We start from the raw sequence: 26001 nt of genomic DNA on the forward strand, positions 1-26001 counted from the left end.
AAATAAGAGCGGAGGGAGCGAGGGAGTGAGGGAGAAATAATCAATGTCTAATGAATCTTGAATATTAATCTCTTAGGATAGATGGCCTAGTTTCAAAATTAGCCGACTGTAAATTTATACTGGTACAACTCTACCTAAAAAATAAAAATCATTAAACCTCTTACAAAAGTCTTGATTTTCGACTCTTTCTTTGCGCCTCTGCGTAAGACAAACCAACATCTTTCCAAAAGACGCCTCTGAACAGAGTGAGTACAAAGGGCGGGCTACGCGAATATAGTGCCCGATGAAAAAAATTTAGCTTTTTCTACTTTTCTATTCCCTGTCACCTGTCACCTGTTCCCTATTTATGGTTCAGACTGAGACTTGTTGAGTTGAGTAAAAGCATAGTAAGCGATCGCTAAACTAACCTTTGCTTTCTCTACTTCTGATAAAGCTGTCCACTCACTATTGTTAAGATTACTAATCGCAGATGACGCGTTTTGTGATTCGCTACTCCGCATCGCGTAAGCAAAAGGACGAGCTAAAACTAAAAGATCCTCTGTTCCCCAAGTTGGTAATACTGTCTGAACGCACTCAACCAGTTGCTCACCCATTGATTGCTGGGCAGCAAAAATTTCAGCAGCTTTGGTGGCGATGGTGTTGAGCAATCCTTGGGGGATACAGGCGGCAAAAGTAGTGCGTAATGTTTCTTGAAGATTAAGTACTACTACCTGTTGTAGGTTGCTATTGTAGTCTGGGGTAGAAGCAATACCAGACCAAAGTGTGTCTAGATGGCTATAAAAATCTTGCGATCGCGTTGTCAGTTCTTCCTCAAGCAAATCTTGCATTCCAAACTGTTGTTCTAACTCGTGAAAATAAGCTTCTGACTCTTCATCTGCTGGATTCCAGGGATAAGTAGCATCGTCTGGTTCCAGTAACGCTTCCAATAACTCTAAATCTATTTGAGACGGCAAAGAAGAGTAAGTGTCTGAGCCGTTACTTTTATTAGCCATTTTTTCTTACCTCACAAATATTTGGTGGTATTGACAGCTACAATTCCCAAGAAGAGATTTCCGCAAAAACAATTGATTTTTTATCTATTAAAAATAGATTATTTTAAAGGCTGATCCTAAAGACCAAAATGCATTTATGCAATAGCTCTGCTAGGAGTTTTCAATAATAAACTCCCAGATTTCACCTCTAGCGCTTCCAAACTTTAACTGCATTCCTGATTTCAAAGGGACTTCCTCTCGGAGGATTTGTTGCCAGCCATTAGGTCCTAAAAACCAGGTTGTCCCGTAGGTGGAAAAATCTTCTAAGTAATAAGTTCGCACCAGTGTAGCATCAGTAAGAGTGTTGCGGCAGAAGATTTCGGCGTGGCGTTTGGATACTGATGGTTCGGGGATGACAATCTCATTATCTCTCGTGCGGCCGATGCGGGTAACTCCATAAGGCAGTAACCAGGTTTTCCCTTTTGAAGTGAGCGATCGTAAACTTGCAGTCGGAAGCGCGGAACCTACATCAGGGATGGCTGTGTCTGGTAGTTCGGTAATTCCTTCATCCAGATTTTTAATGAGTTCGCCGTCAAAATCTGGATGCAGGTAGAGAACAGGCAAAGTCCAAGCAGGTTGATTAAATTTATACAATGTTAATAACTCTTGCCTAGCCTGTGCTACGGCTTCATCAATTGGTTTGTGCGATCGCAAAGCTTCGGTAAAGGCTTGAATAAAACTGTGGCTTTCGTGGTCAGCAATTTCATCGCGCATCCCCAAAACCGCAGGCACACCATGACGAATCAGTACTTCTGCTAAACTGCTCGCAGGTATAGCTTGATGATTGATAGCAGCTGGTTGTGCGCCCCAACAGGCATTGAAAACCGCTAATTTCACACCTGTACGGGTCAATACTTGCGCCAATTCTATCCCATTCAGGGGCATGTCTGGTTGCAAAAACAGTAATCCTCCGTCTGGGTCTGGCAAACCATGTCCAGCATAAAAGAAAACATTGTATGCTCCGGTTTCTAATTCTTGAATCAACTCTTGTGGAGTTGGTTGTATGAGTTGATTCACTATACAAGCTGCATATCTTTGGGAATTACCACCCACAGGCGTATCTGCAAGAGTTTGCTGTAAGATAGCAGCTTCTTGTTCCAGTTCCAGGTTTTCATCATGACCTAAAACCAGCAAGATACTTAAAGCCTGGTCAGTTCGCAAATACGGTAAGGCATCAACTTCACTGCTGGTGCGACTAAAGAGCAAATCTGGGGAGAGAGACATAGCCGATTGACCAGGCTGACGCTGCATAATTTCCCAAGGCAGAGCAATCAGATCTGGATCACGAATTTCTAGGCGAAAGCGCAAACGTGTATTCTTACCCATAGCAATACCGAGACTGCGTTCCAGGCTACCAAGAATTTGTCCGTCGAATATCCAGCTCCATAAATTCATTCCCAAGTGTTGCATCAGACGACTGCTGTAGGGGCCAGTGGTTTGACCTGAAGGTGGGGAAATCCAATCTATAGGGAATAGGTTGGACTTTTGAGATGTTGAGTTTGGGGAAATATCTAGGTGACTATGACCAGCAAACATCTGCTGCCATTCTTGCCAGACTTGATTAACTTCAACAGGCCATACACAGTCACGTAAAACGTAGCCACTGGGATAGGGAGCCTTAACCACCCAAATGGCGAAGTTGTCAGTGCCAGTGTTTAGGAGACGGGCGATCGCCAAATTCAGGGTATGGCATGAATTCATTAAATTAAAAGCTAAAACAAATAATTTAAAATAACAATTCTTCAAGGTGAAAATTTTCTACTTTTTGACCTTGTAAGTTTTTCATTTTGGTTGTTACCTGTTATTATTCCAGGTTTCTACCAGTTTATCGAGTATTTGACTAAGTTGGACTGGTGTCAGGTGCAGGTGATGGAATCGCTGGTGGTTGGGTGACGGTTCTACATGGATTTGGTGTGTCTGATTGTAAAACTAAGACCCCAAAGCGTTTCAGTTGGGATAAGTCCAGCAATACTGTTTTCTCTGTTGACGGCAAAGGTATTGAATTTGGTGGAATTGAGGAAGTTAATGCTGGGTTACTAGTATTAGCTGGAGTTTGCGTGCTTTTATTGCCACAGACTCGCATAGACACCGAATTACCAGAAGTAGGTTTGGGATTTGGTTTTGTGTTGATAACTTCTAAAAAAACTCCAGGGGGAAGCGATTGGTTATTTCCCAAAGAGATTTGATTGTTGGTTTTAATTACCCAGCCAGGAGAAAGGTTAGCAAGCGATCGCGGTACAGGTGTCGCTTTGATGGTAGGGTTTGGAGTTGTTGTCGGATTGGAAAAAAATGGAAATTGCCATGATTGCGATCGCAGTTGCTTCACAAACAATCCTAAAAAACCTGCTGCTACCACAAATACTAACGGAACTATCCACTGTAGCGGTATGCGAGTTTTAGCAGGCTCAGTGTCTGGAATCACCTGAGTTTTCTGGTTGGGGCGATCTAAAAGTGTCGGATCTGCCACTCTCGAAGTAAAATCAACAGTTTTGGCAGAAAAACTCTCTGGAATGACGACTTTGATCGTGATTTCTGGTTCCCAGTACTGGACTTGATAGTGGACTAAAGCGACAGTGACATTATCGTGTCCATTTTTAACATTAGCGATTTCGACTAATCTATCCGCAACATTTGCTATATTTGCTTCCCCAACTAAAATCGGCAAGATTTCTGTTTCCCAATATTCTTCCACCCGATCAAAATCACTCAAACCATCAGATGTAAGCAGAAAAACAGCATCTTCGTCGAGCATAAACCGTCCAGACGTGGGATGCAATGAAGTGCTGGGGCCCATACCCAAAGCTTGAACTAGAGAGCCAGCAGCACTCTGTTGTACAGCCTCACGATAAATGGCATAACCTAGCCGCACCTCGCGGGAAGCAACATCATCGTCGAGGGTAACTTGATAACAGCCGTGGCGGGTAATCCAGTAAGCACGACTATCGCCAACGTGGGTAATGTACATTTCATGAGCAACAGGCAATGCCATTACTAAAGTTGTACCCATGCGTTGACGCCCTTGACGATTCTCACCGTCATTGCGCTGACTAATTTTGTCATTGGCAATTGCCACAGCCTTTTCTAGGTCATTAAGCAAAAGTGAGGGGTCTATATGGTCGTAGGGAACTTTTGTTAGTTGCTGTACCTGCTGCTGAATCGTTTCAATCGCTAAATTTGATGCAACATTGCCACCCTCATGTCCACCGATACCATCACAGACAATTGCTAAGGCTGTTGGCTGGGGTGGTTTACTTACAAGAGTTCCACTGGGAGGGCTACAGGCATCTTCGTTCCGTTGGCGACTTGGCCCAGTGTCGGTTTTGGTGATAATTTTGATCGTAGGTGTTTGCGATCGCCCTAACCCAGCTAATCCCCCATCTAAAACTGTGATTAATTGATCGGTTGAAGTGATCTCTCCCTGAATTAAGGAAAGGCTAATGTGATCAACAAATTCAGCTATGGCTGGTTTGGCATCACTAACCAACTGCTGCCAGAATCCACCTAATTGGGGCAATTCTGGTGATGTTGCGGCGTCAAAACGCAATTCCAACAAACGGACTAATGATCCCTCTACCCGTAATACATAGGAGTCAAGCAAGCTAGAGGCGACACCTTCACTCACAAGAGGTTGCCACAGATGAGCTATTTGCCATAACCAATTGAGTTGGCGCATCGATGTAGCATCACGCCAAGCGGTGGTTAACTCGCTGCCTAACTGCACTTGTTGGATTGTGTCATCTACTAACAGTGGCGGTTTTTCTAAGAGTAATATTTCTCGATTGGGGAGGCCATCAGCTAGAAATAGCACTCCATATACCTGCGGTACGTGTAAACGGTAGGGAATGAGTCTCAGGTAAGCTTTTAGAGGCTGTAAATTATCTAATTCAGGCCTTAGCGCTAATAAACCAGGCTTCGTATCTAAAAGAACAGATTTCTCAAGGACTAAATAGCGATCGGCTAATATTTCTCCAGGGCTACCCACACTTGGCCCATCTACTACAGCCCAGAGGTAATTTTTCGGTAGGGGCGTTGAGCATCGCTGGCAAAACTTGTGAGTCAGGGGGTTGGCAGCCTGACAATTTTCATTTGGACAGTAGAGCGTTGCCGCGTCATTTTCCATAGTTTTCGCACCGATCAGCGATTGGCAATTTCTTTAACAGCATTAGTAGGGGCAATCTAGACCGCTCATCTTTCTTAAACTTGACATACCCAGACTTTAGATGATGATTTTAGCTGGTGGATATCAGCAGGTGCAAATACTTACTTATCCAAAAAATACGCTCCCAAGTCAACCCTACAGCCTCATCATAGCTTCTATTGCTCTGTGACTCTCTATCGCCAAAGCAACTAACTCCAACCCTGTTACCAAAGCATAACCCAAGCATAACTGCGCTATTTGCTTTTGCTGAATTACCCCATCATCAAGAAGCAGATGATGTTGGTATTTATTTAGTTTATAAGTAGGATAGCAACAATTAACTTTAATTAAGAATTAAGAATAGCAAATATAATAATTTTGGCAAAAGTACCTGACGAATCAAGAAAACCTCACTTCTATTACTCTCTTTTACCAGGAGTAGTCACTGCGTTGGGGAGCCAGCGCTCTGGAGAAGGGGTTTCTACACCACTTGACGGCAGTTGCTTCAAGATAGTCAAGAAACCGCTTGGGCGCACTGCCTCCTTTATGCCTCTTAACCCGTCCACCGCAGTGGCTCCCCATGAGCGACTGGCGTCCGGCGAGCCACTCGTGGCGTCAGAGATTTGAATTTTCCCCCTTAGAGCGTCGGCAAGGGGGTTAAGGGACTAGGTTTTTCGTGGGCTTTTCCACATGACCTGAATTGTCAAAAGGGTTCAGCCAGCCAGCCTGCTACTAACTCATTCGCTTATTGTTTGTCGTTAATTGCAACTTGGGGGACTCCCATGCTGTAGTTGGTAACGCGGGCAGAAAGATTGTAGCTAATTTCGCCGAGTTGCAGGAGCGATCGCAGATAATGCTCTAAGTCTGACCCCACACGGCGCAAGTTATAGTCTGTGAGGTCTGCGCCACTAGATGCTTCTACTAGTTCATCAAATTTTCGATAAACTTTTTGCAGCGCATCTTCATTCCAGTTAAATTCGTTATCTGGGTCAATATCTAACGTTAAGACCTGTTGACTGGGAATCAGTTCGCCATCCCGGTCAATTTCGCCTGCAAAAATGCGGACATGCCGGGTTGTGGACTTGAGCAGCATCGGGTTATTCATAAAAGGGTGTAAGATTTGGGTGGATTACACTGAAATTATTGTAGCCGCTATCTCTGAGCTTGAATGCTCTCAATTTACAAGCTTTGAACGCAGTTTCAAAAGGGTATATTGAATGGGCATAAGTAAAAATATCACCTGTACTGACTAACTTACTACTTCTGTTAGGAGTTGAAGACGCAGTTAGCTGCTAGTACTGACAGTAGTCCAATTATTTTCCTGTAAAAATTATTGGAGAGAGTGTTTTCATTTGGGGTATACAAACAAGTCAAAGCGGTCTACTAATCTTACCTACTGCTAAGATTTTTCTACTCCTCAAGCCCAAAAGCCAGTAGGGAAAAGCACTTACCAGGAATAATTTGATCTGTGTACGTTTTTTTATGGAGAACAAAAGTTTTTACCTTAATAATTATGCTCATCAATTTCTTCGGAATTTTCTATTGCAAAAAACGTACATCAAGTAATTTTACTGAATAGTGCTACATCGACCTCTGGCTTTAGTAAATTCAAAAAAATTAAGCGGTTTTACTTACGTATAAACACCAAAATTAAAGTAACAAGTAAACATATTATTGACGTTAACATAAAGTTGATGTAAAAACCTTTAAAAAGGTTGAACAACTTCTTACAGAAACTTTATTGTGTAGAATCTTAAAAACTGAATAATAGTTATGGTTTACCATAAGTTACATCTGGCACAGTTACATCAAAATCTAGACAGTGAAAATTTAGCTTGTAAATACAGCACAGGAGAGTGAAATGGAATACAAAGGTGATTGATGAAGAAAAATTCTTAATTCAAGCACTTTGGATTCAAAAGAGATATAAAGAATTTTTGCTTACCATCTACCTCCTTACCCTCATGACAACCAAGTAAAGGAATCTCAATAGCTATGAACTCCAAAGTATTACCACGCCAGATAAATAATCTTGAAGTAGGTGTTTATGAGTGCGAAATCCATCTCAAATTCCGGTTGATTGAGGAAAAGAGTCTATTAGGCGATCGCGAGCAACTCTTACAGGTGCTACTTGATGCCTTAACTGTGGGTTCGGACGACTTTTTAGAGACGCTGCAAGCATCCGTTAAAGCGCAGGAAGTGTCTGAATTCAAAGCCTCACCTCAAATGCGACGCCAGCTAATGCGCTTGCGTAATGCTGCTGAAAATCCTCCAGATTAAAGGTATAATTTAAGCAAGTAAAAGCCTGAGTTGGGTATCAAATCAAATGTTGATCTCACACCCCAGTTGCAATAAAAACTAATCAGTAAGTAGAATTCATAAAATATTATGATTTCTACTTTGTGAAAGTCTTATTTAGCAGCACAAAGTCCCAGGAACAGTTTCCTCTCTTAAAAACTTTGTAGCAAAGGGTACTGGTAGAATCAAAGAATAAATTCAGCCGGGTGCATTTTACCGAGTTTTTATCAAAACATTGCAGGAATAATAAAACCCTGTGTTTTTACAGATGGCAAATTGGAGAACAGGCGCGAATCTAATGAAAACCTAAAAGACCAAAGTAAAAATAAATAACCTTTCTTTTAGCTTTTTGCTTTAGCTAAGTGCCTGATTTGCTGAAATACTTATGTTTTATCTATTACTGGTAATAGGTGATGGTTTAGCAGCCAGTTACCTATTACCAATTACTCACAGTCAAAAAACCTCTAAGAGGTTTTGCCAGGCAAAATTGTCCCTCTCTGAGTCCCAGAGGTACAGACTTGAACTTTAGTTCAAGGCAGGGAGAGGTTCATCGAACTTACGTTGACGAAGAGGACGCGGGGAATGCCAGAGGCGGGACGTGAGAAAAAAAGGACAAGGGGAGCAAAAAAAGATGAGAGAGTGGGGGAGAAGATTAATAACCAATGACGCCAGTTGCTTATCCTGTCGGAGACGCTCTTGCTACGCGTAGCGTCTCTAAGAGTTGCCATGCCGCAGGCTTTACGCTGCGCTACCCTTGCGTCAGGAACCTCCAACGGGAAAGCCAATCTGACTTTTCACGGTAAGTCCTCAAGCTCCGAAAAAGCGTGGCTTTTTCCACAATCTAATTCTCAATAGCTCTGAGTTAATGAAAATAGCTAACGCAAAAATCAAGGCTTGGGAAACCCTCAAAATGACCTTTTCCACATCCCGTGAAAAGTCAGGAAAGCCAGTCGCCTACGGCGCTGGACTCACAGCAACGCACTGGCTCCCCAATGTCTATTTAGCCAGACCGTGTTCTAGAGCAAAACGAACTAACTCTGTACGGCTATTGGTGCCAGTTTTACTAAATAAGCGGCTGACGTACTTTTCTACATTGCGGACGCTGGTTTCCAAACGACGGGCGATTTCTTTGTTCATCAACCCTTCAGCGACCAAGTTTAAAACACTTTGTTCTCTGGGAGTCAAATCAATTTTGAAAGGGGCTGGCGATTGGGAAATGGCATTTCTTTGAGTTAACAATGCCTTAATTTGGGCAATCTGATTGGCTAGTTCAGCAAGATCGGGGGTTTCAGCGTCATCTCCGGTAGTTGCAGCCTTAGCGGCGCGGCGGGCTAGTAAATTTTCGACTATAGCCACTAACTCGTCTGGATCGAAGGGTTTGGGTAGATAGGCATCAACACCAGCATGATAGCCTTGGATGCGATCGCCTGTCATACCTTTAGCAGTTAAAAATACTACCGGGAGTGCTTGGAAGCGGGGGTCTTCTCGCAGTTGCTTCAGGAACTGATAGCCATCCACCTGGGGCATCATGACATCAGAAATTACCAAATCAGGTGTATTCATCTGCATCCATTCCCAACCTTCAAGGGCGTTACTGGCGACTTGAACGCTGAAACCGCTCTCTTGCAAATAGTCTTTCACGGCTTCCCGTATCCCTGGTTCATCATCCACCAGTAACAATTGTGCTGACATTTAAAGTTCCCTTAAGTTTACCTTTTTCCAATTTAGTTTAATCCAAAAGAAGCCTCTCACTCACCTGCAAGGGGAGTGATGAGATAGACAGTCCGCTCAAGTCGGAAAATTACCCCACTACGAACCGCGCAAAACTCATAACACAGACTACTAGTATTTTTACAGCCGATCAATTATCTTGGCATTCTCTGGCAGCTTGGCGTTTCGTTGCCCAGCAGTCCTCGCCCTAGCAGTGAACAGACCAATGGGAGTATTTAATAAATCTACAAGGGTGGCTTGACCCGCGATCGCCTTTTTAATATCCCTTGGTACTTCCTTCAATAACCAACGTCCTAAGCGATAGCCGCATTCTTTGGGTGTCAAATCTCGCATCAAATCTACACCGTGAAGTTCGTGTAGATAGCGATTTGAACGTCCATAGCGCCGCCATTGACTTTGCAGTTCTTTAAGTGTGGCGCGGTGGCGATGCCCAATAATCGCATTTGCGGCAAATTCCAAACGCCCGATGTTTTCCCCCAAAATCCGCCAGCAAATGTCTGCATCGCCACCAGTGGTAAGATAGGGACGAAATAAACCCGCTTTTTCTAAGGCAATGCGTCGAATCGCCAAATTAGCGGTTTGACCATAGGGACGAAAGGAATGGTCAAGAGTATGCTTTTGTGACAAAGTTTCTTGACGGTCTGCGTGTTGTTCTAGCAAAGTTGTGCCTGGTAATGCCAAAATTTCACCAGGGACAATTACCACTTCTGAGTTGACAAAAGGCTGAATTAATGCATCTAACCATTGCGGTTGCGGACGGCAATCAGCATCGGTAAAAACTATAATTTCGCCCACAGCGGCGCGAATCCCAGTATTACGGGCAGCATAGGAGCTTTGAATTTGGTTTTCGCTTAATGGGTGAATTGTGATTGGGCAATTTTCGGCAGATGTTTTGAGGATACTGAGAGTGCGATCGCTACTGTTATTATCCACCAACAAGTATTCTACCCGGTCTTTTGGGTAGGTTTGAGACAACAGACAATTGATTAACTCTGGTAAATCTGTCTCACCGTTATAAATAGGAACAACCACCGACACCATTGGTAAAAAGCTGGTGGCGGTGGTTGCATCAACTGGCTGATGATTCATAAATCTAAGATTTTGGAGATGGGATTAGTAGCTAGTATTCCCAATCCAAAATCCGAGAACGGTATATCAAGCAGTTTTTATAACTCCAAAAATCTGGATTTGGGAATGACGTAGGATGAATTTTTGTTTTAGCTAAAATTTCAGGTTATCAGCGCTGCTCATGGGTCGAGTGGGTTGAGTTGCTGGCGGCCGGGCAAAGTTGTTACTTGATAGAATTGTGATCGCACGGGCATATTGCGGATCACTCTTAGTTCCGATTAAATCTGGATTAGAAGCCAACTGACGCTCTTGTGCCTCTGTCAAGTCTAGCTTGATATCTGGCGTAATCCCTTTATGGTTAATATCCGTTCCCGCAGGGGTGTAGTAATGGGCAATGGTAACTGCCAAGCCGGAACCATCTGCGAGTTTATGAACTGACTGGACTAAGGCCTTACCAAAGGTTTGACCACCTACGACTACCGCCCGCTTATTATCCTTGAGTGCCCCTGTGAGGATTTCGCTAGCACTAGCTGAATTCCCATCTACTAATACCGCCAAGGGACGATTTGTCAGAGAAGTGCGATTGGCTTTAGTTTCTTCACTGCTGCCTACACGGTCTACTGTCTTGACAATCCCGCCGTTATCATACCACATCCGGGCAATTTCAATGCTCGCGTTCAACAACCCGCCAGGATTTCCCCGCAAATCCAAGACATAAGAATCTACTTTCTTATTGTTCAAATCACGGATAGCTCGTTGCATTTGATCTGCGGCGTGGGCGCTAAATTCCCGCAAACGGATATAGCCAACGCGGCGATTCCCTTCTTGCCTGAGGGTATAACGTACTGTTGGCACTTCAATCCTTGCCCTTGTCAGCTTCAAATCAAAGGCATTTAGCCCTGTCCGTCCCACCCGTAGCTTGATGGGAGTATTCACTTCGCCACGAATTAACTTGGAGGCGTCATCCACTTTCATTTTGAGAGTGGGTTTGCCGTCAATTGCCAAAATTTCATCGCCTGCTTTGATCCCAGCTTTCAGTGCTGGAGAATTTTCTATGGCTTCGACAACAGTGAGCCGCTGAGTTTTTTGGTTCACTTCCATCCGAATGCCAATGCCAGAGACTTCCCCGTCTGTTTGGCTAGTCAGGGCTTCAAACTGTTTGGGGTCCATAAATCGAGTGTAAGGATCTCCCAACTTTTGTAAAGCTTCGCGGATGGCAGTATAAGCTTCTTCCCGAGTAGAATAGTCTTTGCTCAACAGGCTTTGTCTGGTTGCTTGCCAATCTTGTTGATTAAATTTGCCATCAACATATTCACGATTTACCACTTGCCAAACTTGGTCAACTATCACTTTCGGGCTGTCTTGTAGGGCTAGAGCAGCACGGACACCACGAGTCCAAACGGGGCCGAACACAGACATAGTAGCAGTTGTGGCGATCGCTCCACCAATTAAGGCTACTTGGAGCGGCGAGTAACTTTTCGGAGATTTTTTCATGTATATTAGCTGGAATAATTGTGTTGTTGACAGTTTAGCAATCAGGCTTTCCAGAAAATTTTAAGTTTTTATACCCCAAACTAAGCTATGCTTCCTTCATCATTTTTATCGTTGAATGATGCCGAAAATACTGCATTATTAACAACCATTTCTCGGTTTGTTAGCCTTCTCCGGAAGGCTCTTTTGACCATGTGACACTTTGATTAGCGTCATGTTTACACTTATTCATTACTTTTATAAGATAGCACTTTGTTCACTCAATTGCAGGACTGTTAGACAGTCATTAAATCAGCTTTTATTACCTAAGTCATGAAACGCAAATTTACCATCAAATCGTTAATTTCTATCAAAAAAAATTTTGCTAATCTGTGGCAATTATTACAAAAACTAACTGGTGTATTGTACTTTGTCTTGGGCACTTGGCTGATTTTTACCACTATAACCTTAGTTTTTGCTTCTTCGCAGCCAGTAGATGCCTTCTTGGTGCTTGGTGGCAGTATTCATCGAGAAACTTATGTTGCCCAACAAGCAAAACAATACCCGCAAACCCCAATTTTGATTTCTCATGGTTCCCCAGACCCCTGTATATGGTTAATTTTTCAAGACGAATTAGCAGCCTTACAAAACGTTTGGTTAGAAAAGTGCGCGAATTCTACCTTTGAAAATTTTTATTATGGTATACCGATTCTGCGGCGTTGGGGAGTGCATAAAGTCATGTTGATTACCTCACCAAGTCACTTACCCAGAGCCAAATGGATGGCACAGATTCTCCTGGGTGCTCATGGTATTTGGGTAGAGACAGAGATTGTTCAGGAGTTGGGTGTTCCTGGTAATCGTGAATCTTGGCCTAAAACTGGATTAGATTTAACACGCAGCCTATTTTGGGCGATTGTAAGTCAAATTATTCAACCGCAATGCTCAAATGTGACAAGGCTTACCCAAGTAGATATGCAAGCTTGGAAGAATCGAGGTTTTCATTGTGAACACCAAGTGGCGTGGGTTGAGGAGATAACAACAGATGAGAGTTCCAAACTATAGACCGCCATCACATCCAGGTGAAATATTACTTAAAGATTTTCTAGACCCAATGGGAATAACCCGTCATAGAACTTGCAGATGCACTTCACGTTCCTTATAGTGTTTCTAGTTTACGTCAGGTACACCCGTAGGGGCACGGCACTGCCGTGCCCTTACACTTAGCGATATAATGTTGTATCGCATGTGAATGAAAACCGCTATATCAGCGAATAAATGAGCTTATAAATCAAAAGCGAGGTATACACCTAGTACGGCAATAAGGTTATCAAAATTTTTTGGAAATAGCTCAGGGTTTTGGTTAAACCTCCAACAAAATTGGGAAATTTACCACATTCTCAAGGAAGAAGAAGAACTAAAAAGTATTTTGCAATTCCGAGTGCAAAAAATTTGGTGCTTGTAGATGACGCGATCGCCGTAACACTCTATCGGCTTTAACTTTACAAGCACCTTACTAATTTTTTTATCTATATCTGGTGCGACTACCTTCGTTGATTGGCAGGCATTTGGCTGATTGCATCCAAAGGAGAATTAATGCAAAAGTTCCCAATCTTGCAATATCAAAATAGCATCTCTATACAAAGACAAATCCACCTGGTGAACTTCTATTCCCTGTCCGATTCCTTGTAGAAGGGTGATTGTCAATTTTCCTCCCAAGTGTTCACGGAACTCGGTAAGCCCCCTAAATAGACAATGGGGATGGTCTAGTTGATCTAATTGCTCTGTCAACGCTGATACGTACAAGGTAAAGCCTAATTTCTTCAGTGTACTTATAACCCTTTGCCACTCAGATTGTAAGAGTTGCCCTGTTAAATATGAATAGGTCGTATCTAAAGCAATGCCGATCGCTACAGCTTCACCATGACGTAGGCTGTAATTAGTTAAATGCTCCAGTTTGTGAGCAGCCCAGTGTCCAAAATCCAAAGGACGCGATGAACCCATTTCAAAGGGGTCGCCGCTACCAGCAATATGCTCTAAATGCAATTGGGAACAGCGATAGATCAGCCTTTCCATGATGTCCATGTCTCGATTAACCAATTTCTCAGCATTAGTCATAATGAAGTCGAAGAAATCTGCATCATTAATCAACGCTACTTTCACCGCTTCTGCAATACCCGATCGCCAATCTCGATCGTCAAGGCTAGTAAGAAAATCAAAGTCATTCAAGACAGCATAAGGTGGCATGAATGTACCCAAAAAGTTTTTCTTGCCAAAGGCATTAATTCCGTTCTTTACCCCTACACCGGAATCGTTTTGCCCTAATACTGTTGTCGGTACTCGTAACAGCCGAATTCCTCGGTGAGCCGTTGTTGCTGCGTATCCTACCATATCTAGAACGGCTCCACCTCCAATTGCTAAGACGTAGGAGTGACGGCACAATCCAGTTGCATTGATCCGCTGATGAATTTGCTCTATAAATCTAGAATCATTCTTGACTGCTTCTCCACCCGGAACTACTATCGGCTCACCGCTCAGTGTTAGTACATCTTCATAATACTGGGCATAGACTGATAATTTTTTAAGCAACCCATCCTGGTACTGTAAAAATCCTGCATCTACCACTGCTAGCACTTGTTTTGGGGTTGTCTCCCCATCTGCGGCAATCACTTGTGCCAGTAAAGGATTATCTAACTGAAACAAACCTCTAGTGAAGTGAACATCATAATTGAAGGTGACGCGGACACATTGGTTAATTGGTTGCAGATTAAGAACAGTTTTTTGTTGAATAGCCATTTGAATATTATTACTTTTTAACTACTTGTAAATGGATGCATTACTGCAATTATGGTTAACAGTAAAATAAACCCAATAAATTCATTGATAACTTTAACTTTGAAAGAATTTGCTAGACCAATTGAGCTACTCAATCAATCATAATTTTGAAGTTTATTCACTTTAATATAGAAAACTCAAAAAAATATGATTTCATCCTTTTATTGATATCTAGTCTTTATATATGAAATTGGCAATAAATATCATGATTACATAAAATTTTAATTTTTTTACGTAAGATAATTTTATGATTTATCTAATCAAAATGATATCTTTACAGTATCTTATTTAAAATTGGGAGATTTTTATAGTTTCAGTGAAGTTATGATCTCAGTAGTATATTATCTAGCTACCTCAATCACAAAATATCAAGTTTAGTGCTAGATTTTATACTTGGTTGTTACAAAAAAGTTGGGCAACTTCTCCTGAAATTCATCATGAGTAAAGTAAACAAGTTACTGGATCAATGGCTGTTAAAATCTGTTTCAGAGAAAGCTTTTGCTTGGCTGGAACAGAAGCAGGCACAGATTGCTAGCGGCGCTGCTGAAAGAGTGTTTTTCACGGCATTTAGTGCTGTGCCGCGTTATTTAGGCAAACAGGATTTGCAGCTAACATTCCAGGACTTGGAAGCAGCACAGGATATGATTCCCGGTTGGTATCCTGGTCATTGGAGTGTAGATCAAGCAGGTCGCACACTCTTGCTCTTAGCGTTGCCCCACGATGATGTCCAGGGGTATGTGCGATCGCTTGATCAAGTCTTCTCCACTGCCGATATGGGGGAGTTAGTTGTCCTTTATCAAAGTTTGCCGCTACTACCATATCCAGAGTTACATCGCCATCGTACTGCTGAGGGAATTCGCAGCAATATGAGTAATGTATTCCAAGCGATAGCACTACGTAACCCTTATCCAGCGGATTATTTAGATAATGCTGCTTGGAATCAGATGGTGCTGAAGGCTGTGTTTGTCAGCAGTCCGTTGCATCTAATTTGGGGTCTGGATCGGCGTGCTAACCCAGAATTGGCGAGGATGTTGGCAGACTATGCCCATGAACGTTGGGCAGCTAAACGCTCAGTTACGCCAGAACTTTGGCGACCGGTAGGGCGGTTTGCGGATAGCGCAATCATCACAGATTTGGAAAAAGTACTGGCTAATGGGGATATAGACGAACAACAAGCAGCAGCGTTAGCTTGTGCCCAATCGCCTTTACCCCAAGCAGAAGCATTACTTTCCCGTTATCCAGATTTACAGTCATCCATTCAACAAGGTAATCTGACTTGGAGTAGTTTTAGCCGCGATGCCTGCGGCGAGCTGCGCTAACGCCTCTTTGTTTACAAATGAAAGGGACTGAGTTTTCCAAGTACCTAATCCCTAATAAAATTTATCGCTCATTAAACCACACTATGATGTTCATTGATCCTCACATTCACATGTGTTCCCGTACTACTTATGATTACTTAGTAATGCGGGAATATGGCATTGTTGCCGTTATTGAACCAGCCTTTTGGTTAGGACAACCCCGAACCAACGCGGGCACATTCAAAGACTACTTCAGTAGTCTTGTGGGCTGGGAACGGTTTCGTGCTAGTCAGTTTGGCATCCAACACTATTGCACAATTGGTCTAAATCCGAAAGAAGCTAACAATGAGGCGCTAGCAGCAGAAGTTATAGAACTGCTGCCACTTTATGCTTGTAAAGAGGGAGTTGTTGCCATTGGCGAAATTGGCTATGACGACATGACAGAAGCAGAGGATAAATACTTTTGTCAACAGTTAGCATTAGCCAAAGAACTCGATATGTTAGTACTAATTCATACCCCTCACCGCAATAAAAAAGCAGGTGCTAGTCAGAGTATGGATCGCTGCATTGAATATGGCTTAGATCCCTCACAAGTAATTATTGATCACAACAATGAGGAAACTGTAGAGGAAGTATTAGGACGGGGTTTTTGGGCAGCTTTCACGATTTACCCACAGACGAAGATGGGTAACGCCAGGATGGTAGAAGTTGTCCGCAAGTATGGATGCGATCGCATCATTGTAGATAGTAGCGCTGATTGGGGTATTAGCGATCCTTTAGCAGTCCCAAAAACTGCTCAGTTGATGTTAGATCGGGCCATTCCTGAAGAACATGTGCGAACAGTTTGTTATGAGAATGCTCTAGCTGCTTACAGTCAAACTGGGCAGATGAAAGCATCAGACTGGCTCAATCCCCAATCTGTTGATCAGCGTCAGATGTTCAGTGGTAATTCTGTATTACGGGGACAGGAACCAGGAATCAAATCACTATCAGATTATGTGTTGATTGAGTAGAAAATTGGGAGTGGGGAGTGGGGAAGAGGAATTGCATAAATATCTGATTCATTTATAATATGCGGTTTGTTTTGATAAATTACTCGGCAATGAGGCAGACGAATGAATGTTGCAAGCTTAAATTTTCAAGGCTGGAGGGGTTATCTGGAATTGATGCGTCCTGCTAATATTGTTACTGCTTGGGCGGATATTCTTGTTGGCTTTGCTGCTTCTGGTGGGATGATTTTTGCTAAATTAATCAATGGAGAAGCAAGTTTTTTCATACTAATTCCATTAGCTTGGTTGTTGTTAGCTACAACTGGTTTATACGGCGGCGGTATAGTTTTTAATGATGTTTTTGATGCTGAATTAGATGCAAAAGAGCGACCAAATAGAGCAATTCCTAGTGGTCGCGTATCTCGCCAAAATGCTACTTTATTGGGGAGTATACTGTTTGCAATTGGAATTATAGCTGCTTTTCAAGTATCCTGGTTGAGTGCTGCGATCGCTATATTTATCACTCTTTCATGCCTCCTGTATGACGCACTCGCCAAACATCATCCTTTTTTTGGCCCACTTAATATGGGTTTGTGCCGTGGTAGTAACTTATTGTTAGGCGTAAGTGCTGTACCCGCAATCATAGGAGAACGTTGGTATTTAACGCTGATTCCTGTTCTTTACATTGCTGCTATCACCGCAATTAGTCAGGGTGAAGTTCACGGAGGTAAGAAGATTACCGGAGTCCTAGCACTACTGCTAATTGCAATAGTTTTGACGGCAGTTTTAGCTTTAGGAATATTAGGAGAGTATACAGCGATCGCAGCACTACCATTTGCTGTTCTATTAGCTATCCGAGTGTTGCCTAATTTTATCAAAGCTGCACGTCAACCTGTAGCCGAAAACATCCGAAATGCTGTAAAAATAGGCGTGTTATCTCTAATTGTCTTAGATGCAACCGTTGCATCTGGTTTTGCTGGTTTGTATTACGGTTTATTAGTTCTAATCTTGCTGCCAATTTCGATGAAATTAGCACAACTATTTGCCGTAACTTAAATTTGAATGTACATATCCACTAATACCATGAATTGGATATATGGGCGTATAGATGTGCGCCCATACCTATGAATATGTAGCAGGTATTTTGTGAAATTGTATAAATCCAAAAAAACAGATTATTAGCATATATAGGGTATAAAGCTAGAAAATGAAAATTACAAAAGACAGCAACTTTCATTTAACTTATTGCAGCAATATTCATCCTGGTGAAAGTTGGCTAGAGGTTTTCGCCAATTTAGAAAAATATGTTCCCAATCTCAAGTCACGTTTATCACCTACAGAACCTTTTGGGATTGGTTTGAGGTTAGCAGATGTTGCTAGCAAACAACTTTTAGAAAGTAATAATTTAGCTCATTTTCAAGATTGGCTGACTCAAGAAGATTTATATGTTTTCACCTTAAATGGATTTCCTTATGGCGGATTCCATCGACAGGTAGTAAAAGACCATGTTTATGCACCAGATTGGTCTACACAAGAAAGGGTACATTATACATTAAACTTGACACAAATTTTAGCTACTCTGTTACCAGAAGGATTGGATGGCGGAATTTCTACACTACCAATATCCTATAAACCTTGGTCGGGAGAAGACCAAGCAACTTTTGAAACAGTTCTGAAAAAGAGTTGTTTGAATATAGCATCAGTTGTTGCAGAAATGATTCGCATCTGTGAAGAAACAGGAAAGATACTCCATATTGATTTAGAACCTGAGCCTGATGGATTAATTGAAAATACCTCAGAAGTAATTGATTTCTATCACAATTGGTTATTGCCAATTGGTGGGAATTACTTATCAGAAAAATTACATATTGAGCAGATTTTAGCAGAGACTAAATTGCTAGAACATGTTCGGGTTTGCTATGACACCTGCCATTTTTCAGTTGAATATGAGCAGCCTCAATCTGTATTTGGACGTTTGCAATCAGCAGGAATTAAGATTGGCAAAATTCAAATCAGCGCCGCAATTCAAGTAAAAATACCTGCTGAGATTGAGAAACGTAGTTTGATAGTTGAGCGTTTACGTCCTTTTGCTGAATCTACTTATCTTCACCAGGTAATAGAACGTCGCAGTGACGGTACACTGTATCACTATCCTGACTTAATAACTGCATTACCACATTTAGAAAAATCTCTAGCTGAAGAATGGCGCACTCACTTCCATGTGCCAATTTTTATTCATGATTATCAAATTTTGCAGTCTACACAAGATGATATTGCTACTGTTTTGCATCTACTTCAAACAAACAATGCTTGCCAACATTTAGAAATTGAGACTTATACCTGGGATGTATTGCCATCAGAAATGAAGATAGATTTGCTGACTTCTATTCAGCGGGAATATGAGTGGGTATTAAAAGAATTTGCCGCCAATTAAGAGGAGATTAATTTTATGCAGAAAACGGTTGTTCTAAATGTCGTGGGATTAACGCCCAGTTTACTAGGAGAAAACACGCCGTTTTTATCTTCTTGGGCGGCTATTGGGCAGGTAGTTCCGATCGCAACAGTGTTACCTGCTGTGACTTGTTCGGTTCAGGCTACTTATTTAACAGGAAAATTGCCTGATGAGCATGGAATTGTCGCTAATGGTTGGTACTTCCGCGATGAATGTGAAGTGAAGTTTTGGCGACAATCTAATAAACTAGTGCAGGCTCCCAAAGTTTGGGAAATAGCTAAATCAATAGATCCAAACTTCAGTTGTGCCAACCTTTTTTGGTGGTACAATATGTATTCCTCAGTCGATTATGCCATTACACTGCGCCCAATGTATCCCGCAGATGGGAGAAAATTACCTGATATTTATACCCATCCTAGTGATGTGCGATCGCAAATTCAATCTGATTTAGGTAACTTCCCTCTGTTCGATTTTTGGGGGCCAAAAACTTCTATTAGTTCTAGCCAATGGATTGCGAATTCGGCAAAATGGATTGAGGAACGCTACAGCCCCACTTTATCACTAGTTTATCTGCCACATTTAGATTACTGTTTGCAACGATTTGGTAATAATCAAACACAGATCCAAGCTGATTTGCGAGAAATTGATGCTGTTTGTGGCGATTTAATTAAATATTATCAAGCACGAAATATTCAGGTAATTATTCTTTCTGAGTATGGCATCACGCCAGTCTCCAAAGCAGTGGATATCAACCGCGTATTAAGGGAAAACGGTTTAATAGCTGTACGGGAGGAATTGGGGCGAGAACTGCTCGATTTTGGTGCTAGCATTGCCTTTGCTGTTGCTGATCACCAAATTGCTCATGTATATGTGAATGATCCGGCGTACATCTCAAAAGTGCGATCGCTTTTAGAAGCAACTGATGGTGTGGCGCAGGTATTGGATGAAGAAGGTAAGCAAGCCTACCACCTCGCTCATCCTAGATCGGGAGAGTTGGTGGCGATCGCTGGGCCTGACGCTTGGTTTACCTATTATTATTGGCTCGATGATGCCAAAGCGCCCGATTTTGCTAGAACTGTAGATATCCACCGCAAACCTGGTTACGATCCTGTAGAACTTTTCCTCGATCCGCAGATGAAATTGCCTCAAGTAAAAGTTGCTCTCAAGTTACTTAAAAAACAACTAGGTTTTCGCTACCTAATGGATGTGATTCCTTTGGATGCTTCCTTAGTACGTGGCTCTCATGGTCACATTACCACTTCTTTAGCCGAAGGGCCTCTATTTATCACCCATCAAACTCACTTAGTTAATGAAAATCGAATTGAGGCGACAGATGTTTGCTCGTTGATTCTTAAACATTTAAATCAGGAGTAAAAAGGGCGGTTAGAAACCGCGTCTACATGAAACGTTAACCACGCAAGTAGGTTCCACACAAGGGGCTTAAGCCTCTTGTTCAGTGTAGGCAACTACAACATTATTTAAAGCTGAGTCAATCTTATTGGCTCAGTTTTTTATTTGAGTCAGGACTTACGCAAGAACTCTCTGAAGAACTGACGTTACATTATATTTTTATCCATCAAGCGCCAAATTTGGTCAATAATTCGTCATCAACTTTTCAAATATAAATCCGCTTCTCAACTATTAACGTTATGCTTTTTAATTTTCCATTTTCTGTAAAAATTTGGCTAGTACGACATCTATTTTTCACACACAAGTTTTAATTGTACCGATTGAAGCTGGGATGGCAATTGTATTGTGGATTGTGATTGTGGCTCAAAGTTTTACAGCCACCCCGTCACGTAGTAAAGCTATGATTGGGATGCAAGAAAAGCCGGATACACTTCAAAGCGATCGCAATGGTAGAATTAATGATTCATAGTAATGTTAAAGGTAGGCTCTAAATAACATTTGGATCATATGCAAAAATCTTATATTTGAAAATCTCTATTCAAGATTTGATATAATTCCCTACTAAATATTGTTTTAGCCTATCTAATTAACCTAATAACATGGAAAATTTAACTCAGAAATTATCCAAACCGATAGTAGAGAAAGTTGCCATTGTCGGTGCTGGCCCAGGTGGTTTGGCTGCTGCTATAGTACTGAGAAGCCAAGGGATAGACGTTCAAGTTTATGAAAAAGCCCAAGAATTTCGTCCAGCTGGAACTGGATTAGGACTGGCTCCTAACGGCTTGAATTTTTTAGATGCGATCGCGCCGGGAATAGTCGAAACCCTCAAAAGTTCAGGATGCGAGGTTCACCACACGGTTTTAAAGAATATTCAGGGGGAAACAATCCAAACTAATGCAACCAAATACTTGGAGCAATACGGACAGCCATTATTGACTGTTTGGTGGTATCATTTGCAGCAAGTTCTAGCCTCTAGATTGCCATCTGACATCATTCACCTCAATCATCGCTGTATCAGCTTTGATCAAGATGAAAACGGTGTGGAAATTCATTTTGATGGCGAAAAACCTGTATATGCAGATTTGCTGATTGGGGCTGATGGCGTCAACTCTGTAATTAGAGAAACTTTATTTGGCGAGGGTAAGCCTAATTATATTGGTAGTATGTGTTGGCGTGCCGTCATCAAGTATCACCACGAGCTATTTAATGATTATGAACTAGTTTTTGTCAAAGGCAATAAACAGTTCATGTACATTCTCAATGTGGGCGGCGGCTATACCAGTTGGATTAGTCGTAAGTTATCGCCTGATTACTCTCTTTCCCACAGCGCTGATGAAGTGAAATCTCGTATTCTCCATGAATTAGCCGACTGGGATGAATCCTTTCGGGCGGTGGTCGAAGCGACACCAGCCGAACAAATTTGGGAGGGGCCGATTTGCGATCGCCCACCGTTAACCCACTGGAGCCAAGGCAGAGTCACACTTTTAGGCGATGCTGCTCATCCAATGGCACCTGCGATGGCACAGGGAGTAAATACCACTTTTGAAGATGCATACGAACTGGGAGAGTGTTTTTCCCAATCAGCTAATCTCCAAGAAGCTCTCACTAACTACAAACAGCGTCGCCTTGAGCGGACAAAAATCATCCAAGCTCGTAGTGCTTTGGGTGAGATGCGCTACTACGACGACACATCGACATCTCCTGGACAGACAGAGCAACGGCAAATGCCGCTCAATGAAGATTTTTCTAAATGGTTGTATAATTACAAACCATCTGTAACAAGTTAAATCTTATTGGTATAAATTGAGATTGCGGAAGGGATTGCTAGTTTTTTTCAAAGTAGCAACAATCTGAGTAATGAGCCAAAAAAGTTAAACTCGGTGCTAATCTTATCGAGTTATTTGAGGATATCAAAAGTGAGTGTTTTTAGTCAAGTCCTCAAACACAACAAATTCCTTGGATAGTTGAGAATTATTCGCGTAAAATTAACACAACTTAATCAAAGTATGAATTTTTGTAAAATAAGAAATTTCTATAGTAGTTGAGTTTAAAATACTCCAAATCAATATCTTTGTAATCAAACACCCATGTACGCAGATCAACGCGAATAAATTATAATCCTCCCCGTACTTGAAGTACGAGGAAGATTCAATTACCCCTACTTAGCAATGTTGATGATTGCGACTATTGGGATCTAACTGCAAGCTTGCAGACATGCCTTAGATTCTATGGATTTTGAGACAAGTGTGATTATGCAACGATCTCAAAGTTCGTAACTGCTAATACTGGTGGTAATGTGTATATATTGTTATCGTTATCAATGTTGGCAAATTGACTACCTGTCCCAAAGCCTGGTGATGTCAAGTTTTGGTTGAAGAACAAGTTGCCAGTTCCAAGACTGTAAGTAATCAGTCCAGAGCTAGTTGCTGCTGCGGCATCATTAGCTACTATCTTAATCTGGAGGGGACTATAGAGTCCGACGAAAGTTGACCGATCCAGGACAATTTTGTCATTGGGGCTGAAGTCAGTAATTCTATCTACACCCAGATCAGCACTATAGAACGGAGCGCCTGAGCTGAACACGAAGCGATCGCTACCACTACCGCCCGTCAGGATATCATTACCTTTTCCACCTCGTAAAATGTCATTACCAGCGTCACCATAGAGGCTGTCATTGCCAGCACCACCATAGAGAATGTCATTGCCAACACCGCCAAAGCCGCTTAACGGTGTAGCTGTGCCACTACCATCAAGCAGGTCATTTCCAGCACCGCCTGTGAACGATACTGTACTTACGCCAGTTCCCGCCAGGTTGTTAACATCGAAGATGTCATCGCCTCCACCACCATTAACTTCAAACCTCTCTGCGCTGTCTACAGTCAGGGTGAAGGGAACTAGGTTGAGCCGATCAAAGATTGCTCTGCCTTGGGTGTCTCGTTGCAGGCGGAAACTGTCTCCCGCAGCCGCCGCGCCGTTGACCTCAACCACGTCATAGCCAGCGTTACCGCTGATTCTGTCGCTACCGTCACCGTTGTTCCAGATCAGTCGGTCGTTGCCGGTTCCGCCAATGAAGGTGTCGTTGCCACGATTTCCTAGTAGGGTATCGTTACCGTCCCCACCGAATAAAAAGTCGATCCCATCGCCACCTCGTAAGAGATCATTACCAGCGTCACCATAGAGAATATCATTGCCAGCACCACCAGAGAGGCTGTCATTGCCAACACCACCAAAGCCAATTAACGGTGTAGTTGTGCCTGTACCATCAAGCAAGTCATTTCCAGCACCGCCTGTAAACGATACGGCACTTACGGCTGTTCCTGTTAGGTCGTTGACATCAAAGATATCATCACCACCACCACCATTAACTTCAAACCTCTCTGCGCTGTCTACAGTCAGGGTGAAGGGAACTAGGTTGAGCCGATCAAAGATTGCTCTGCCTTGGGTGTCTCGTTGCAGGCGGAAACTGTCTCCCGCAGCCGCCGCGCCGTTGACCTCAACCACGTCATAGCCAGCGTTACCGCTGATTCTGTCGCTACCGTCACCGTTGTTCCAGATCAGTCGGTCGTTGCCGGTTCCGCCAATGAAGGTGTCGTTGCCACGATTTCCTAGTAGAGTATCGTTACCGTCCCCACCGAATAGAAAGTCGATACCATCGCCACCTCGTAAGAGGTCATTTCCAGCATTACCATAGATGCTGTCATTTCCAGCATTACCATAGAGGCTGTCATTTCCACTTAAACCACTGAAGCTATCAGAAGCGGCATTACTAATACCTATATCTGATCCATAGGTTGGTCCTGGGCCTGGAATCCAATTTACTGCCATGATTAATACTCCTAATTCTTGATTTCTAAGTGAGTAATGATGTACTAGTACTTCATTTATAGGAAAACGTATGAAAGTACTAATTTCTGTTTCCGAACTACGAAACCTATAGTTTTTAGCTGCTAACTATTATTCAGGGATATATTTTTCTTTTATGCAGAATATTTGTTTTTGTAAAACTTCTTCACTATGAACTTTGCAGACAACCCTTACTACATCCTGACTTTTCGGGTCATGTAGAAAAGAAAAAATGGCTCGTGAATGCCTTTTGCAAACCAGCTTTCAACTGATTGGATGATTTTCGCTAAAGTTCAAACAAATGTGAGTAGCTTTGAATAGATGACAATATTAGATACTAACCCGTGTTCATATTGTGACTTTGGTGACAAACGTTTAACTTGTCAAGCAGTATTAATAAGTGAGTGTTTATCGTAAAATATAGTGAGTCTTTATCCAAAGTATTTAAAGGTGTCAGTGACCTAAAAGTAGCTACAATAAATCAATTCCTGCTACTAATAATCAAGGGTTTTTACTGAATAATGAAGTATTTATTTTTGCATTAACTCTCAAACAAGTATTTATCTAATGAGGAAAATGTAATACTTTAATCTGATTCAATATTTCTGTTCTAAAGTTAGTTTCAGTGGAGTGGAGCGTAGCGCCACTAAGCGCACAAGCTGATCGTTGCAAAGCACCTAGAGGTTGATAAGCCGCAACGCCGGGTTGATAATTCAATTTTTGATGTTTTATATGGAGCAGATAGAAAATTCTTGGGATTCGCTCGTTCCCTGGCTGATAACTAGGGAACGAGAGAATGCTAACTCGCGGCTAAATTGCCCCAACCGACGTAGGGTAATTTTGCCGCTGTTGCCCGAACTTGGTCAGCATTCGCCACCAACTGACCGCAAGCGTCCCAAGTCCCAGAAATAAACGTGCTTCTAGTCCCTTGTTCAATCGCAACTGCGGCAGTGTAATCACCAATCTGCACTTGCAAGGTTTCCAGATTTACTGTCACGGCGGCTTGGGGATTGGCAGCCACTAACTCTTGTAGTTGTTTAATAGTAGCAGCATCAGCTGTCAGACAAGGTATACCCATCGCCACACAGTTACCGAAAAAGATTTCGGCGAAGCTTTCACCGATTAAAGCTTGGATTCCCCATTTTGCGATCGCTTGGGGTGCGTGTTCCCGTGATGAACCACAGCCAAAGTTACGGTTGACTATTAAAACCTTCGCCCCTTGGTACTGGGGTTGGTCAAAGGGATGTTCACCTTTAAGTGCTGTCCGGTCATCAATAAACGCGCCTTCACCTAACCCATCAAAGGTTACGGCTTTCAAATATCGCGCCGGAATAATGCGATCGGTATCTATATCATTGCCCACTAAGGGTATACCGCGCCCTGAAACTGTTTTAACTTCACTCACCATAATTTTTATAAAAAACGTAGACACGAAGTGGCT

General features: G+C 42.3%; 19 protein-coding genes. 9 read left to right on the forward strand and 10 right to left on the reverse strand.

What is annotated here, in order from left to right; genetic code table 11:
* Positions 1 to 344: 344 nt before the first annotated feature.
* From Q0541_RS00880 to Q0541_RS00895, 4 genes are all read right to left on the reverse strand, one after another.
* Entirely contained in the window at positions 345 to 992 is a 648-nt protein-coding gene (locus Q0541_RS00880; protein ID WP_298904283.1) for a hypothetical protein, read from the reverse strand.
* Positions 993 to 1142: 150 nt separating this feature from the next.
* Positions 1143 to 2732: a CHAT domain-containing protein gene (locus Q0541_RS00885; RefSeq protein WP_298904285.1), complete on the reverse strand. Its 1590-nt coding sequence runs from the start codon at positions 2730 to 2732 to the stop codon at positions 1143 to 1145.
* A gap of 139 nt (positions 2733 to 2871) precedes the next feature.
* On the reverse strand, positions 2872 to 5151 hold the full coding sequence (locus Q0541_RS00890) for a protein phosphatase 2C domain-containing protein (protein WP_298904287.1): 2280 nt from the start codon (positions 5149 to 5151) through the stop codon (positions 2872 to 2874).
* Positions 5152 to 5914: 763 nt separating this feature from the next.
* Complete coding sequence (locus Q0541_RS00895; protein WP_298904289.1) at positions 5915 to 6274, reverse strand: NAD(P)H-quinone oxidoreductase subunit M; 360 nt, start codon at positions 6272 to 6274, stop codon at positions 5915 to 5917.
* Between the two features lie 890 nt (positions 6275 to 7164).
* On the opposite strand from Q0541_RS00895, the gene Q0541_RS00900 reads away from it, so the two are divergent.
* Positions 7165 to 7449, forward strand: a complete 285-nt coding sequence (locus Q0541_RS00900; RefSeq protein WP_298904291.1) for an Npun_R1517 family heterocyst differentiation transcriptional regulator — start codon at positions 7165 to 7167, stop codon at positions 7447 to 7449.
* 1014 nt (positions 7450 to 8463) lie between these two features.
* Here Q0541_RS00900 and Q0541_RS00905 read toward each other — a convergent pair.
* From Q0541_RS00905 to ctpB, 3 genes are all read right to left on the reverse strand, one after another.
* Positions 8464 to 9159: a response regulator transcription factor gene (locus tag Q0541_RS00905; protein ID WP_273766533.1), complete on the reverse strand. Its 696-nt coding sequence runs from the start codon at positions 9157 to 9159 to the stop codon at positions 8464 to 8466.
* Between the two features lie 159 nt (positions 9160 to 9318).
* Positions 9319 to 10287 (reverse strand): glycosyltransferase, encoded by a 969-nt coding sequence (locus Q0541_RS00910; protein ID WP_298904300.1) that lies wholly within the window; start codon positions 10285 to 10287, stop codon positions 9319 to 9321.
* Between the two features lie 132 nt (positions 10288 to 10419).
* Positions 10420 to 11760, reverse strand: a complete 1341-nt coding sequence (gene ctpB / locus Q0541_RS00915; protein ID WP_298904303.1) for a carboxyl-terminal processing protease CtpB — start codon at positions 11758 to 11760, stop codon at positions 10420 to 10422.
* 309 nt (positions 11761 to 12069) lie between these two features.
* Here ctpB and Q0541_RS00920 point away from each other — a divergent pair, with 309 nt between their 5' ends.
* Positions 12070 to 12798, forward strand: coding sequence for a YdcF family protein (locus Q0541_RS00920; protein WP_298904305.1), 729 nt, complete (start codon positions 12070 to 12072; stop codon positions 12796 to 12798).
* A gap of 528 nt (positions 12799 to 13326) precedes the next feature.
* On the opposite strand, the gene Q0541_RS00925 is transcribed toward Q0541_RS00920, so the two are convergent.
* The gene (locus Q0541_RS00925; RefSeq protein ID WP_298904307.1) at positions 13327 to 14529 is read right to left on the reverse strand and encodes a 3-dehydroquinate synthase; all 1203 of its coding nucleotides are present in this window, start codon (positions 14527 to 14529) and stop codon (positions 13327 to 13329) included.
* Between the two features lie 476 nt (positions 14530 to 15005).
* On the opposite strand from Q0541_RS00925, the gene Q0541_RS00930 reads away from it, so the two are divergent.
* The 7 genes from Q0541_RS00930 (at position 15006) to Q0541_RS00960 (ending at position 22504) form a co-directional block, all read left to right on the forward strand.
* Positions 15006 to 15887 carry an EboA family metabolite traffic protein gene (locus tag Q0541_RS00930; RefSeq protein ID WP_298904309.1) on the forward strand — a complete coding sequence of 294 codons (882 nt, stop codon included), beginning with the start codon at positions 15006 to 15008 and terminating at the stop codon, positions 15885 to 15887.
* An 83-nt stretch (positions 15888 to 15970) separates the two neighbouring features.
* The gene (locus tag Q0541_RS00935; protein ID WP_298904311.1) at positions 15971 to 16879 is read left to right on the forward strand and encodes a TatD family hydrolase; all 909 of its coding nucleotides are present in this window, start codon (positions 15971 to 15973) and stop codon (positions 16877 to 16879) included.
* 102 nt (positions 16880 to 16981) lie between these two features.
* The gene (gene eboC / locus Q0541_RS00940; RefSeq protein WP_298904313.1) at positions 16982 to 17911 is read left to right on the forward strand and encodes a UbiA-like protein EboC; all 930 of its coding nucleotides are present in this window, start codon (positions 16982 to 16984) and stop codon (positions 17909 to 17911) included.
* Between the two features lie 151 nt (positions 17912 to 18062).
* Positions 18063 to 19289 carry a metabolite traffic protein EboE gene (eboE, locus tag Q0541_RS00945; RefSeq protein WP_298904315.1) on the forward strand — a complete coding sequence of 409 codons (1227 nt, stop codon included), beginning with the start codon at positions 18063 to 18065 and terminating at the stop codon, positions 19287 to 19289.
* A 15-nt stretch (positions 19290 to 19304) separates the two neighbouring features.
* Positions 19305 to 20681, forward strand: a complete 1377-nt coding sequence (locus Q0541_RS00950) for an alkaline phosphatase family protein (RefSeq protein WP_298904317.1) — start codon at positions 19305 to 19307, stop codon at positions 20679 to 20681.
* A gap of 307 nt (positions 20682 to 20988) precedes the next feature.
* The gene (locus Q0541_RS00955; protein ID WP_298904319.1) at positions 20989 to 21186 is read left to right on the forward strand and encodes a hypothetical protein; all 198 of its coding nucleotides are present in this window, start codon (positions 20989 to 20991) and stop codon (positions 21184 to 21186) included.
* A 130-nt stretch (positions 21187 to 21316) separates the two neighbouring features.
* Complete coding sequence (locus tag Q0541_RS00960) at positions 21317 to 22504, forward strand: FAD-dependent monooxygenase (protein WP_298904321.1); 1188 nt, start codon at positions 21317 to 21319, stop codon at positions 22502 to 22504.
* 463 nt (positions 22505 to 22967) lie between these two features.
* On the opposite strand, the gene Q0541_RS00965 is transcribed toward Q0541_RS00960, so the two are convergent.
* Together Q0541_RS00965 and leuD are read right to left on the reverse strand one after the other, a co-directional pair.
* Entirely contained in the window at positions 22968 to 24542 is a 1575-nt protein-coding gene (locus tag Q0541_RS00965) for a calcium-binding protein (protein WP_298904323.1), read from the reverse strand.
* An 817-nt stretch (positions 24543 to 25359) separates the two neighbouring features.
* Positions 25360 to 25968: a 3-isopropylmalate dehydratase small subunit gene (gene leuD, locus Q0541_RS00970; RefSeq protein ID WP_298904331.1), complete on the reverse strand. Its 609-nt coding sequence runs from the start codon at positions 25966 to 25968 to the stop codon at positions 25360 to 25362.
* Positions 25969 to 26001: the final 33 nt, after the last annotated feature.

It is taken from the genome of uncultured Nostoc sp., assembly GCF_937863485.1.
Taxonomy (GTDB): domain Bacteria; phylum Cyanobacteriota; class Cyanobacteriia; order Cyanobacteriales; family Nostocaceae; genus Nostoc.